The organism is Nostoc sp. (genome assembly GCF_036919495.1).
GTDB lineage: Bacteria > Cyanobacteriota > Cyanobacteriia > Cyanobacteriales > Nostocaceae > Nostoc.
This window is the reverse complement of record NZ_JBALBZ010000105.1, coordinates 37,368-51,041: the sequence shown is the minus strand read 5'-3', so window position 1 is coordinate 51,041 and position 13,674 is coordinate 37,368. Positions and strand designations below refer to the sequence as shown.

12 protein-coding genes are annotated in these 13,674 nt (G+C 41.4%); 7 read left to right on the top strand and 5 right to left on the bottom strand.

The features are described from left to right. The 7 genes from V7K25_RS15160 to V7K25_RS15130 form a co-directional block, all read left to right on the top strand. The coding region (locus V7K25_RS15160; RefSeq protein ID WP_335159219.1) for an AAA domain-containing protein at window positions 1–2,448 on the top strand (2,448 nt) is incomplete at its 5' end. 188 nt (window positions 2,449–2,636) lie between these two features. After that, a complete protein-coding gene (gene ppk2, locus V7K25_RS15155; protein WP_335159217.1) occupies window positions 2,637–3,590 on the top strand; it encodes a polyphosphate kinase 2 in 954 nt (317 codons plus the stop codon). Window positions 3,591–3,612: 22 nt separating this feature from the next. Beyond that, window positions 3,613–3,858, top strand: a complete 246-nt coding sequence (locus tag V7K25_RS15150) for a hypothetical protein (protein WP_335159215.1) — start codon at window positions 3,613–3,615, stop codon at window positions 3,856–3,858. 13 nt (window positions 3,859–3,871) lie between these two features. Continuing rightward, window positions 3,872–5,266, top strand: coding sequence for a site-specific DNA-methyltransferase (locus V7K25_RS15145; protein WP_335159213.1), 1,395 nt, complete (start codon window positions 3,872–3,874; stop codon window positions 5,264–5,266). Next, window positions 5,251–5,685: an AvaI/BsoBI family type II restriction endonuclease gene (locus V7K25_RS15140; protein WP_442948089.1), complete on the top strand. Its 435-nt coding sequence runs from the start codon at window positions 5,251–5,253 to the stop codon at window positions 5,683–5,685. Before V7K25_RS15145 ends, V7K25_RS15140 begins: the two co-directional genes overlap by 16 nt. 487 nt (window positions 5,686–6,172) lie before the next feature. Next, complete coding sequence (locus V7K25_RS15135; protein ID WP_335159211.1) at window positions 6,173–6,745, top strand: hypothetical protein; 573 nt, start codon at window positions 6,173–6,175, stop codon at window positions 6,743–6,745. 546 nt (window positions 6,746–7,291) lie between these two features. Next, window positions 7,292–7,573, top strand: a complete 282-nt coding sequence (locus V7K25_RS15130) for a hypothetical protein (protein WP_335159209.1) — start codon at window positions 7,292–7,294, stop codon at window positions 7,571–7,573. 314 nt (window positions 7,574–7,887) lie between these two features. On the opposite strand, the gene nifD is transcribed toward V7K25_RS15130, so the two are convergent. The 5 genes from nifD to nifS form a co-directional block, all read right to left on the bottom strand. Further along, complete coding sequence (gene nifD, locus V7K25_RS15125) at window positions 7,888–9,348, bottom strand: nitrogenase molybdenum-iron protein alpha chain (protein WP_335159207.1); 1,461 nt, start codon at window positions 9,346–9,348, stop codon at window positions 7,888–7,890. Window positions 9,349–9,499: 151 nt separating this feature from the next. Beyond that, on the bottom strand, window positions 9,500–10,393 hold the full coding sequence (gene nifH, locus V7K25_RS15120; protein ID WP_334928240.1) for a nitrogenase iron protein: 894 nt from the start codon (window positions 10,391–10,393) through the stop codon (window positions 9,500–9,502). A gap of 347 nt (window positions 10,394–10,740) precedes the next feature. Further along, entirely contained in the window at window positions 10,741–11,097 is a 357-nt protein-coding gene (locus tag V7K25_RS15115; RefSeq protein ID WP_335159205.1) for a globin domain-containing protein, read from the bottom strand. 223 nt (window positions 11,098–11,320) lie between these two features. Next, on the bottom strand, window positions 11,321–12,220 hold the full coding sequence (nifU, locus tag V7K25_RS15110; protein ID WP_289794937.1) for a Fe-S cluster assembly protein NifU: 900 nt from the start codon (window positions 12,218–12,220) through the stop codon (window positions 11,321–11,323). Between the two features lie 111 nt (window positions 12,221–12,331). Beyond that, entirely contained in the window at window positions 12,332–13,540 is a 1,209-nt protein-coding gene (gene nifS / locus V7K25_RS15105; RefSeq protein ID WP_335159203.1) for a cysteine desulfurase NifS, read from the bottom strand. Window positions 13,541–13,674: the final 134 nt, after the last annotated feature.

Here is a 13,674-nt window from a genome sequence, read left to right as displayed (position 1 = left end):
CTTGTTTTTCTTGGTTCATTGTCAGCGATCGCACTGGGTTATTTCCCTTTACATTTTCCCATAAATGGTAAATCTTCCAAAACTGGATGCTCCCAACTTGAATCCCTTCCTGAAGATATTAAAGAGGGTATGGATTTCTTCTTCTCATACTTTAATGAGAATGATATTATTGGCCAATATCTACCTCATAATCAAATTTCATTTACTGAACTGGCAACTTTTTTAAATCTAGCTCAATTAGACTTACCAGAATTTCGCCAATGGTTGACATATAAAGAAATCTATGATCAACTAGAAAGTTTAGGAGTCCAAGATTTCTTAGAAGCTTTGCGCGACAATAAACCTAATCCTCTTGAGTCTGTACAAAATAAGCTACGTCATATTAACTACCAGCCTCGTCAGGTTTTTGGATCTTTGTTTAATCCAGAAGTTTCTGGTGAAACGGAGTTAAAAGAAATTGAACAAGCTTTAAATTGGTTGATTGGCTTACAAAAGTTTTCGCTTTCTGCTGATTCCGTCCAGCGTATTCTAAATTCTCCTTCTAAACGGCGCAAAATGGCTGAATTAGTTAATGAATATGAGTCAGCCCATCAAAGTATTAGGCAAGGATTAGATTTTCTTTTATCGCACTTTAATGAAAGTGACATTACAGATTATTACTTACCTCGTAATCAAATTACTTTTGTCGAGCTAGAAAGCTTCTTAAACTTGACTCAATCTGAATTGTCTTATTTTCAAGAATGGCTGACTTATAAAGAAACTTACCAGAAACTCGAAAATCTGGGGAATAATAAGTTTTTAGATTATTTCCGTGATAATCAAATTACGCCAGAGCAATGGTTTCAAGTTTTAGAAAAGCGAATTTATCAAATATGTCTTGATGCTATTCTTGCTAGAAAGCCTGAGTTAAAGAACTTTAATTTTGAAGTACATGAACGCGAAATAAAAGAGTTTTCTAAACTAGATTCTAGCCAACTAGATACTGCTAGAAAACGTTTAAAGCAGCTTCATGTGCAACGCTGGCAAAACTGGGGAAAGACTTCACTTGCTCTAGCTGAGATACCAAATTTGAAAAAAGAAGCGGCTAAGAAAAGCCGACATTTGCCCATCCGTAAACTTCTCAATGATACACAAAAAGGAATACCAAATCTCGTCAAAGCCTTAAAGCCTTGCTGGATGATGAGTCCACTTTCTGTTAGTCAATATATCAATCCAGATGTAATTCATTTTGATGTTCTTATCTTTGATGAAGCATCTCAGCTTCGGACTGAGGATGTTGTTCCTTCAATTATCCGTTCAAATCAAGTCATTGTGATTGGGGACAATAAACAGCTTTCTCCCACATCATTCTTTTCAACCGGAGACAGTGAAGAAGATATCGATGATGAGGATGATGGAAGCTATGAAAGCGTTTTGGATGAATGTTCAAATTTTATGTTTGTGCACATGTTGAAATGGCACTACCGCAGTCAGGATGAGCGTTTGATTGCTTTCTCCAACCTTCATTTTTACGGCAACGAATTAGTTACATTTCCAAACCCAGTTCAAAATCCAGATTTGGGAGTGTGGTTTAAGCACGTTCCCGATGGTGTTTACGATCGCGGTAAACGCAGAGATAATCGACGCGAGGCTGAAGTGGTTGCTCAGTTAGCGTTGGAGCATTTTCAACGGTTTCCCGAACAATCCCTTGGTATTATTGCCTTTAGCGAAGCCCAAGCCGACGCGATTCGAGAGCAAATTGAAATTTTGGGCAAAGAATATCCCGAACTAGAGACATTTTGCAGTGATAACTCACCTCAGTTTTTTTTGAAAGCATTAGAAAACGTTCAGGGTGATGAGCGAGATGCAATCATACTCAGCGTTGGGTATGCTCGTGATGATCAAGGTAAACTTTCTCTCAACTTTGGCCCCTTAAATCGGCAAGGTGGAGAACGACGGCTCAATGTCGCTGTCACGCGGGCAAAAAGTAAAATTACACTCGTTTCTTCCATTGTGGCTGGTGACATCGACAAAACACGCGCCCAAAGCAAAGGTGTAAAATTACTGCATGATTACTTGGAATACGCGGCGAGTGGTGGAGAAAGACTAGAAGGTAACTTTTACACAGATACTCTCCACTTTGACTCGCCATTTGAAGAAGATGTTTACCATGCTTTAGTCCAGCAGGGATACACTATCCGCACCCAAGTTGGATGTTCAGGATACCGGATTGACCTTGGTGTAGTCAATAGCGATCGCCCTGGTGAGTTTTTACTGGGGATTGAGTGTGATGGTGCATCTTACCATAGTTCACCTACTGCCAGAGATCGCGATCGCCTTAGACAACAGGTGCTTGAAAGGCTTGGTTGGAAAATTTACCGCATTTGGTCAACAGACTGGTTTCGTAACAAACCTGTTCAAGTTCGTCTGTTGATAGAAAAAATTAAACAACTACAACAAAATAAATAGCTAAAAGGTTCATCCGGTGAGCCATCGCTTTTCGATAGGTCTTGCTGCATTGTGTTATTAAACTAAAAATTGAAATTGACTATAACAGATATGGATAAAAATTTTACATATTTGGTATTGTCATACTTGCAAAAGTGTATATTTACACTCAGTCTGCATTAAAATATATACCTTATAGATAGATAATTATGCCGATTCAATGGCATGGAGTCACTGCAATGTCAATTGATGAAGTTGAAACCCAGCAAAATAATGATCTAGCTCAACCCGCTACAGGCTTAATAGAAAGCCTAGTAAAGGCAAAAGACAAGAAAAAATCTAAAAAATCAAAACGGATTTTTGATGGTAGCACTGAAGTTTTTGCCAAGAAAATTCCTAAAAAGACTTTTGAAACTGAACTAAAGCAACTCCAGATTGAGCTAGTCAAAATGCAATACTGGATTAAGCACGTCGGCTATCGGGTTGTCGTCATATTTGAAGGGCGCGATGCTGCAGGCAAAGGAGGAGTAATTAAACGTATTGCCGATCCACTTAATCCTCGTGGCTGTCGTGTAGTTGCTCTAGGAACCCCCTCTGATCGTGAGAAAACTCAGTGGTATTTTCAGCGTTACGTGGAACATCTTCCCACAGCAGGCGAAATCGTCCTTTTCGATCGCAGTTGGTACAACCGAGCCGGAGTTGAACGGGTGATGGGTTTTTGTACTGAAGCAGAATATCAAGAATTTATGCAATCTTGCCCGGAATTTGAACGAATGTTGGTGCGATCGGGCATTGTTTTAATCAAGTACTGGTTCTCCGTCAGCGATGAAGAACAAGAAAAACGCTTTCTCTCTCGCAGTCACGATCCAGCAAGGCGCTGGAAACTCAGCCCAATGGATTTGGAATCACGCGATCGCTGGGTAGAATATTCCAAAGCAAAAGATACCATGTTTGCTTACACAAATATTCCAGAAGCCCCCTGGTTTACGATTGAAGCAGATGATAAAAGACGGGCGCGGCTCAACTGCATTCATCATTTATTGAGCAAAGTTCCTTACGAAGACATGACACCTCCTCCCTTAGACCTTCCGTCTAGACCCGTGGCTGAAGATTATGTTCGTGCCCCCCGCAATGAGCAGTTCTTTGTCCCTCAAGTGTATTAGGGAACATTCCTGAGTCAAAACTATGGCGTACAGCGATTTTACTCTAGAAAAAGTTTCGGCTGTTTTGGGAATCACTACCCAAGAAGCCGACCTATTTCCCAAGCTTGTACCTCTTTCTATTCCTTCGTGGTTAAATGAAACTTTAGGAAAGCGAACCCAATTAGCTCTGATTAGTGAAAAGGCTCGGAGCGAATTTATTATTGTACCGATTTTACTAGCTTGTCGCGATCTCAGCCAAGATAGCTTGGCTATTTTCTCTTGTTTCTAATACCGTGTCCGAAGTGGAAAGTGATGGTTTAGGTGAAATTGACAATCTTGATAGGCAACTGTATCAGTGCTTCCAGAGTAAATTTTTAGTTCATCCTTCATTGACACGACTTATAGTTAGTTTTCAAGCTAACAAAACTAGACCTATCTATCGATGGTATAAATATAAAGAAGCTTTCTCTGCATCTCTTATAGAATATCTATTACAACGATATAAAATTACTAGAGGTAAGGTTTTAGATCCATTTGCAGGCAGTGGAACTGCGCTGTTTGCTGCTAGTGAAGCTGTAATTGATGCTGACGGTATTGAATTATTGTCCATTGGTCAACAAATAATTAATGCTAAAAAGCTTTTAGATTCTGAATTCACTCCTGAAGATTTTGATAGAACCAAAAATTGGTCAAAGTTACAGCTTTGGAAGCAGTGTGAGCAGAAACAAGACTTACCAGAATTGAGAATCACAAAAGGAGCTTATACTGAACTAACTATAAATGCAATTGAGCAGTATCTTGCAGCTTGCAAACGAGAAAATTATAGAGTCCAAGCAGTTTTAAACTTTGCCTTACTGTGCATTTTAGAATCTATAAGTTATACACGTAAAGATGGACAGTATCTGCGTTGGGATTATCGTTCCGGTCGTGGACAGAGCAAGAAACCTTTCAATAAAGGCGAAATTCTAGAGTTCGATAATGCGCTCGCCAATAAAATAAGTGAAATTATTGATGATTTACTGCCTTCTACACAACAAATTGAGCTTTTCCCAATTAAAAATCCTCAAGGTCAAATTCATCTTTATGGTGGATCTTGTCTTGAAATTATGCCGCGCCTAGGCAATTCCGTATATGATGCAATTATTACATCCCCACCCTATTGCAATCGATACGACTATACTCGCACTTATGCACTGGAACTAGCTTTACTTGGTATTTCTGAAAAGGAGTTAATTAACCTTCGTCAGGAAATGCTAAGTTGTACAGTTGAAAATCGCCCCAAAGATTTATTGACTATCAACTCAGATTGGAAAACAGCCTTAGCTATTGCTGATTCACAGAATTTGTTGCAGGCTATCTTGAAATATTTAGATAACCAAAAAGCAAAGGGTGCATTAAACAACAATGGTATACCAAGAATGGTCAGAGGATATTTTTATGAGATGGCGTGTGTAATACAAGAATGTTTTCGTGTTCTTAAACCAGGGGCACTTTTATTCATGGTTAACGACAACGTTCGTTATGCAGGCGCAAGCATTTCAGTAGATATGATTCTCTCTGATTTCGCCGAACAGTTAGGTTTTGTTATTGAAAATATTCTTGTTTTGCCAAGTGATAAAGGTAATAGTAGCCAGCAAATGGGAAATCATGGACGCGATCCATTGCGGAAGTGCGTTTATGTATGGAAAAAGCCATAAATTTAATTCCTATGTGTTCCTATCAAAATCATCTTCAATCCATTGATGATCTTATAACAACTTATGAAGCAATTCGTGCAGGTTTTGTGGCTCTTGCACTGGAGAAAAATCGACGTGCTACGCCATTCGTCGCAGAAGCAAGGGCACTTAAAGAAGCTGCTAGTCAAGCTGAGAGTGGTGAACTTAAAGGCGGTATAGATCCCGCAGGCGCAGATGAGCATTGGAAAACTGCACAAGCAGCACTAAATCGTATACGTGAAGCATTTTCGAGAGTAGGGCATTCACCTCTGACTTTCTTCGTAGGATCAGCGATCGCTAGAAGGATGGCAGGCGAAATCTGGAATCAATTGGAAAACGGCACTCTCAGTAACGCTGCTAATTTAAATCAAGAAAACCAAGTTGTATCTATTTCTCGTTGATTGTGCAGTCTATAAAAGTGTACTTAAGTGTATTGATTGTGTTTTCAATCATGCGATCGCTACAACAGTCTACTTCTTATCCATCTCACAGATAATCTTTAAAGACGATCGCACTATCTCATAAATTAGTTTTATTAACACGCAATAATCGGGATTTCAGCAAAGTAGCCGGACTGTTAATTGAGGATTGACGGTTTAATGCGTAGGTGCAGCCCGTCGTAGACATCGCCTAGTTTATTGTCGAGTGAGAGCGATCGCTACAACAGTCTACTCCTTGTCCATCCCACACACAATCTCTAAATATAAAGTCGCGTTTTGTCGAATTGGGGCGATCGCAGGCTGATTTTGTTTAAGGGTATTTTTACGGAAACTTCTTAAAAATGAAATTTTATGTAATTTACGTCTAAGTAATATTTCGGTCGCAATAAAATAAAGTTGAGGTTAAGGTATTTTGATATTGTTAAATGAACTATAATAACTAATCAAGATGTCTCAGCACACAGCCCTAAATGAACAGCAACAAAACAAACTAGTAAATAAAGTTTCAGCGATTCGGTTCAACCTTGGTATAGGTAATTTTGATGAAGCTAAACAAAGAGCTTTCTCAGCAGAACAATCATTGATTGAAGAAGGTATGTCTCCGTTCGGCATTATAACCTTTTATGAACATATTCCAATGGATTTCGCAAATATTGGAGATTTTGATACAGCTGCAAAGCTTTTAAATTCTTGCTTGGCTTTTCTGGACAATAATAAAACTTTTTTTGAGGATGCCTTCTATTCTCGAATTAGGGAACTTGCTGAAAATGCCAGAGAAAATATGGTTATGCAAATGAAGAGGGTCACTGGTATGGGTTTTCTATATATAGATATCACCGATAAAGACACTGACAGCAATCAATACCAAGTTTTATTTAAGGGAGTTTCAGTAGGTATTGTTATAAAGCAAGATGATATTTGGTTTGTGTTAAGACCCGGAAGCAATACATACGAAGCTAAAAAATTTCTGCATAAAGCTGATGCTGCTAAACATTTAGCAGAACTAGCAAAACTAGATTAGCAAACTTGAGTCTCGCCTATATATTACTCCTGCTTTTAGTGATAGTGTTTGCTGTCATGTGATCACATTTTAGATAATAGTTTTTTGTTGAGTAAAAGTGATCGCTATCATTTAGTCTAATAAAATGAGACAAGTAAGTTAAATTCATTAGCCAATTATAGTGGTAGTGAGCAGTCTGACAATTCGATTAGAGCCGATAGTTAAAAACATCGTCAGTTTACCTATATTCATCCTATCTATTGCTAGCTAGCATATATGTCAATTCATATTTTCTGGGACAACTCAAATATTTGGTTAGTTGGTCGTAATGTTTGCCAATAAAAGGAACCTAGCGATCAAATTAGTTTCCGTATTCACTTTTCCAATCTGTTCGATTTTGTTGTAGATAATCGCAAGGTAGATTATGCTTTTGTTGGCGGTTCTATCCCGCCAGATAGCGATCCACTATGGCAGAGATTTGCAAATTTAGGAATTAAGTTCAATAAGCAAGAGCGAGGGCAAAGTAGTGGTGGTGAAGTTGCTGTAGATGAAATCATCCAACTTAAGATGGCTAATCAGGTACTTGGTGTAAACCCACCAGGTGTCATAGTACTTCTAACAGGTGATGGTAGTGGTTACAATAATGATCAAGGCTTTATTAAACAGTTGGAACTAGCACACAAACATGGTTGGCAAATTGAGGTAGTAAGCTGGGATTTAGGTTGCAATCGCTTATTGAAAAGATTCGCAGAAAAGAACGGAGTTTACCGGACATTAGAAACTGTTTATAATCAGGTAACATTTATTAATAACAAGCGTTGGGCTATCGGTGAGAAGCAAGCAACATGACAGTATATTAAAGCGGGCAACTAACAAATCCTAGTGCAGTTTTAAATATTATTTGCCGTCATTCAATTTAACGTCAGACAAAAGTTGGGAGAATTGCATCTTCTACAATTACTCTAATATTTAGTAGCTTGTTGTCAAGTAGAAGCGATCGCACCATTTAATCTAAAAAAACGTCATTTAAAATAGTCTTTCATTTTACAGTTTTTCTTTGATAAAAATGCAAGCAAAATCTAAAAACCAGACTCTATAAGAGTTATACTATCTAAAGCATCAAAACAGATTGTTTCTAGATAACGCTGCAACTTGCATTTAGGCTAGAAATAGACTCTTTTTTCTCCCACCGCTAAAAAACCTTGCATTATATGATGTTGAGGAGCGTTGGCGCGTAGCCCGCCGTAGGCATCGCTAGGTTCGGAGTAATCCCAAGAGTGCATTTGACGGAAAGGAAGACCCATCTTTTGGAAGACGTACTTCTCTTTCACACCAGAAGCTACTAGGTCAGGCTTCAGCGCTTTGATAAATTCCTCGAATTCGTAAGCGGTAACGTCGTCATAAACGATGGTGCCGTTTTCGATGTAGTTAGTGGTACGTTTGTAGTCATCGTTATGAGCGAACTCATAACCTGTACCAATCATCTTCATGCCCAAGTCTTGGAAGGCTGGGACAACGTGGCGAGGACGTAGACCACCAACCATGATGGCAACGGTCTTACCATCCAAGCGGGGGCGGTACTTACCGACTACTGCATCCATTGTTGGCTGATACTTGGCGATTACCTTCTCAGCGTTTGCTTGGATTGTCTCGTCAAACTTGGAAGCGATTTCCCGTAAAGATTCAGCAATCTTGGTGGGGCCGAAGAAGTTGTATTCCAACCAGGGTATACCATAAGCTTCTTCCATGTGACGGCTGATGTAGTTCATCGACCGGTAACAGTGGATGAGGTTCATCTTCACATTGGGGGTCATCAACATTTCGTTGATGGTGCCATCACCTGACCACTGAGCGACTACGCGCAAGCCGATTTCTTCTAACAGGATGCGGCTAGCCCAAGCATCACCACCGATGTTGTAGTCACCAATGATGGCTACATCATAAGGAGTACCTTCAAACTTGAGTGTACCGTCTTTCTTAGCTTGGTCGGATCTGGTGAAAACCCAGTCACGAACCATGTCGTTAGCAATGTGGTGTCCCAAAGATTGGGAAACACCCCGGAAGCCTTCGCAACGCACAGGTACAACTGGCTTGCCAATTTCTTTCGATGTCTTCCGAGCAACTGCTTCGATGTCATCCCCAATTAGACCAATGGGACATTCAGATTGAATGGAAACACCACGGTTAAGAGGGAAAAGTACATCAAGTTCTTGGATTAACTTGGTAAGTTTCTTGTCACCACCAAAAACGATATCTCGTTCTTGGAAGTCAGAGGTGAAGTGCATGGTACCAAAGGTATCAATACCTGTGGTGCCGATGTAGTAGTTACGACGACCAGACCAAGACCAGTAACCGCAACCTACAGGCCCGTGGCTGATGTGGATCATGTCCTTAATAGGACCCCAAACCACACCTTTAGAACCGGCGTAAGCACAACCACGAGCGGTCATTACCCCAGGAAGGGATTTAATGTTAGACTTAACGCCGCAATCGGACTTACCTTCTTCGTATACGCCTAAGTGCTTTTCCCGTTTTTTCTTAGCTTTATCGGGGTAAGCGTTTAGAACTTCTTTAATTAGTTCTTTTCTTTCTTCGATGATGTTTTGATTTTCTGGAGGTGTCATATTTAGCCTCTGTGACTTGTAAGGATCGGGGGCATAGGGGGACTAGGAGTCCCCTCTAAGATTAGGGGGGAGATGCAAGTGAGAGGGGAAAAGGTAAGATATGGAACTCTTCCTTTTTCCTTGTGCTAAAGCGTTATTTATTAGCAGCGATTTATACTACAGGAGCTTCAGCAGCACTCTTACCAACTAGCATTGCGGTATTTTCGTCGCTTTCGAGGATACCGAATTCAATCAACAATTCTTCTAGTTCTTCCATTTCGATGGGTGTAGGAATAGATAGATTCTTGTTGTCGATGATCTTTGTAGCCAATGTCCGATATTCGTTAGCTTGGTTGCTTTCTGGTGCGTACTCGTTAACAGTCATCCGACGCAATTCTGCGTGTTGAACGATGTTGTCACGGGGTACGTAGTGAATCATTTGGGTGTTCAACCGTTTTGCCAAGGTTTCGATCAAGTCGATTTCCCGGTCTGTGTTACGGCTGTTACAAATCAAACCACCCAAACGCACGCCACCAGTGTGAGCGTACTTAAGAACACCACGAGCGATGTTGTTAGCAGCGTACATCGCCATCATTTCACCTGATGTAACGATGTAGATTTCTTGTGCCTTGCCTTCACGGATAGGCATTGCGAAACCACCGCACACAACGTCACCTAACACGTCGTAAGATACGAAGTCTAGGTCTTGGTAAGCACCATTTTCTTCTAAGAAGTTGATGGCGGTGATGATACCACGACCGGCGCAACCTACACCGGGTTCTGGACCACCAGATTCTACGCAACGAACGTCACGGAAACCGGTTAGCATTACTTCTTCAAGTTCGATATCTTCTACTGCACCACGTTCTGCGGCGAGGTGAAGAACGGTTGTTTGAGCTTTGCTGTGCAGCATCAAACGGGTGGAGTCAGCTTTAGGGTCGCAACCGACGATGAGGATGCGTTGACCCATTTCTGCCATAGCTGCTAAGGTGTTTTGGGAAGTGGTAGATTTACCGATACCGCCCTTACCGTAGAAAGCTATCTGTCTTATTTTTTCGTCTGTCATGGTTCTTGTTTCCCTGCAATTGGTTGGTTGGTGGGTCTGTGCGTTTGTCAGTTGCGTTCACGCCAGTTGAGCGACAGTAGTGAGCGCGTGTAGAGCATCGTTGGTAGCGTTGGCATAAATGCCTGCTGGGGGCGATCGCTCCACAGCCATAATGATTGAGAGTAGGTACATATATTTCGTGGTTAAATTGTTTTCTTTTTGTTTTTTGTCCTTTGTCCTTTGTCATTTGTTTTGACAAAGAACAAAGAAAATTACGCGATTTACAAATACGTCATAATGTGTTTCAGCTTGCAAGATTCAATAGGACTTGATGTTGTTATTTGTCAACAATCAATGCATAAGTCCTATTACTTGTTCAAAATAGCGCCCTTCATATTTGTGACGCGATCTAGTGCAGCTTTGGTGTCTTCTGCTGAGACTCCACGCACAGCCATTGCTTCACCGAGATGCTTGGCGATCGCATCGAAGTGTGGTTGCTGTAGATTCATTCCAGCGTGGGTTTTGTCCATTGGACGACCGCCGTATTGCTTTGGCCCCTCAAATATTTGAGATAAGAAAGCAACTAGATGATTGCGTTGCTTCGCCATGTCTGTACCAGCAAAAATAGGATTGAGGAGGCTGTCTGTGGCAATGCGTTTGTGGAGTTCATCTACTACTTGTTCAATAGCTGGTTGTCCACCAATGTTGTCGTACAATGTGCTCATATCCTGTTCCTTTGAAGCGAGTTGGATGATGAAATTTGCAAGTAGGTGCTTAATCTATGAAGCCTATATGCTGTTAGCCGTCATAGCTAATAAAGCTATCGGTTGTCGGTAGGATTGAAGCATTGATGTGGAGACAATTATATGGTTCAAATCCTACTTTCTGTTCCTGGCTGAATGCATATTAGAGCGTATTTGTAGAGTACGTTAAGTCCTACAGCAATTCCTAAACTGCTTCGACTACAAGGCTCTTGCTGACACGATCTTGTAATCTGGCTTCGATCGCAATTTTGAGAGTTGCTGTACTACTAGAACAGGAACCGCAAGCACCTTGCAGTACAACTTTAACACGATCGCCTTCTACATCATAGAGTTCTACATCTCCCCCGTCTGCAATTAGTACGGGTCTGACTTCTTCATCAAGAACCTTTTGAATTAGAGCAATTTTTTGCACATTGGTTAGCGATCGCTCTTTAGACGTAACAATTTCTGTGGCAACTTTTACGCCGTAATTGTTGAGAGCAGGTGAGGCGTATTCCTGTTGAACTGATCTAATAATATCATCAATGTTCGCCAGACAGGAACCGCATCCGCCACCAGCTTTTACATAATTTGTTACTTGTTCAGCATCAGTGAGATGATTTTCTAGAATCACGCGACGAATCTTAGACTCGCTGATGCCAAAGCAACTGCAAACTAATGCACCTTCATCATCATCATCGTGGGTAGCTAGAGGTATGCCACGATAATTGTAGATAGCAGCTTCTAGGGCTTCTTGTCCCATGACAGAGCAATGCATCTTTGCTTCTGGCAAACCACCCAGGTAATCTGCAATGTCTTTATTGGACACTTTCAGAGCTTCATCTAAGGTTAAACCTTTGACCATTTCGGTTAATGCACTAGAAGATGCGATCGCACTAGTACAACCAAAGGTTTGAAAGCGGGCATCTAGAATCTTATCAGATTCTACTTCCACTTTCAGGTGCAATCTCAGAGCATCGCCGCAGGCAATGCTGCCGATTTCACCCGTTGCAACCTTAACTCCAGCTTCGCCCGTTTCTTCAATTTCTCCCTGATTTTTGGGATCGTAAAACAGTTCTAATACTTTATCGGTGTAGTCCCACATATTATTAAGTTCTGAGTGGTGAGTGCTTAATGCTGTTAGCGGTAGCGGGGCGTTTAGCCCGTGGGGAGTGGAGAATAGTTAATTCCCTATTCCCTATTCCCTACTCTTTAATTAACGATGCGCTAGTGCTTGTTCTTGTCCTTGCAACCAACCTGCATCATCATTTTTGAAGGGTGAGAGGGCGCGTAAACGTTCTACAATACTGGGCATTACCTCTATTACTCGATCGATTTCGGCTTCTGTGGTGTAGCGACAAAGACTGAAGCGGATAGAACCGTGCAAAGTTGTGTAGGGTAAGCCCATTGCCCGCAGGACGTGGGAAGGTTCCAGAGAACCAGAGGTGCAAGCAGAACCGGATGACGCACAGATACCGTATTTGTTCAATAACAGTAGAATTGCTTCACCTTCGATGTACTTAAAGCCGATATTGGTCGTGTTTGGCAATCTCTGCGTAACGTCACCGTTAACGACACAATCGGGAATTGTAGCTAGTAAAGTTTGTTCGAGGCGATCGCGCAGCTTTCTTTCTCTTGCGATCGCTTCTTCTAAGTGTAACAGTTCTAGTTCCGCAGCTTTGCCCAAGGCGATAATTGCTGGAACATTCTCTGTTCCAGCCCTGCGTCCGCGTTCTTGGTGTCCCCCAAGAATAAAGGGACGGAACCGAACTCCGCGCCGGATATATAAAGCACCAATTCCTTTAGGCCCGTGCAGCTTGTGACCAGACAGGGTTAACATATCCACGGTGCTAGTCTTCATATTCAAGGGAATTTTTCCCACAGCTTGCACCGCATCTACATGGAAGATAGCACCATATTCTTTGACGCGCAACCCAATTTGTTCAATCGGGAAAATCGTGCCGGTTTCGTTATTAGCATACATAATTGTCACCAGGGCGGTGTTACCCGTCAAGGAAGCTTCTAGTTCATCTAGATCCAGCTGCCCTTGATGATTTACTGAAAGATAGGTAACACTATAACCTTGGGTTTCTAATTGTTTGCAGACATTGAGGACTGCTGGATGTTCAACTTGGGTGGTGACGATATGTCGCTTTTCTGGTTGCGCCAACAGTGCGGCTCGAATCGCCGCGTTATCTCCCTCAGTTCCACAACTTGTGTAGACAATTTCTGACTCATCGGCTCCCAGGATGGCTGCAAGTTGTTCTCTTGCTGTTCTTACTGCTTTACCGACTTGCCCACCAAAGGTATGCATACTGGAGGGATTGCCGTAATAATCCGTCAGGTAAGGTAGCATTACCTCTATAACTTCTGAGTCTACCTTAGTGGTGGCATTATTATCGAGATAGATGCAGTTATTTTGCATTGTTGTCTTCAATTAAGAATTATGAATTATTTAAGCTTCTGCTGCCATTGTTTGGGGTTGGCGCTTTTGTAACTGTTCCGAGTATTTCTGGGAATAGCAGTATCCGCTATCAAATATAATAAAGGTTGTGTCAA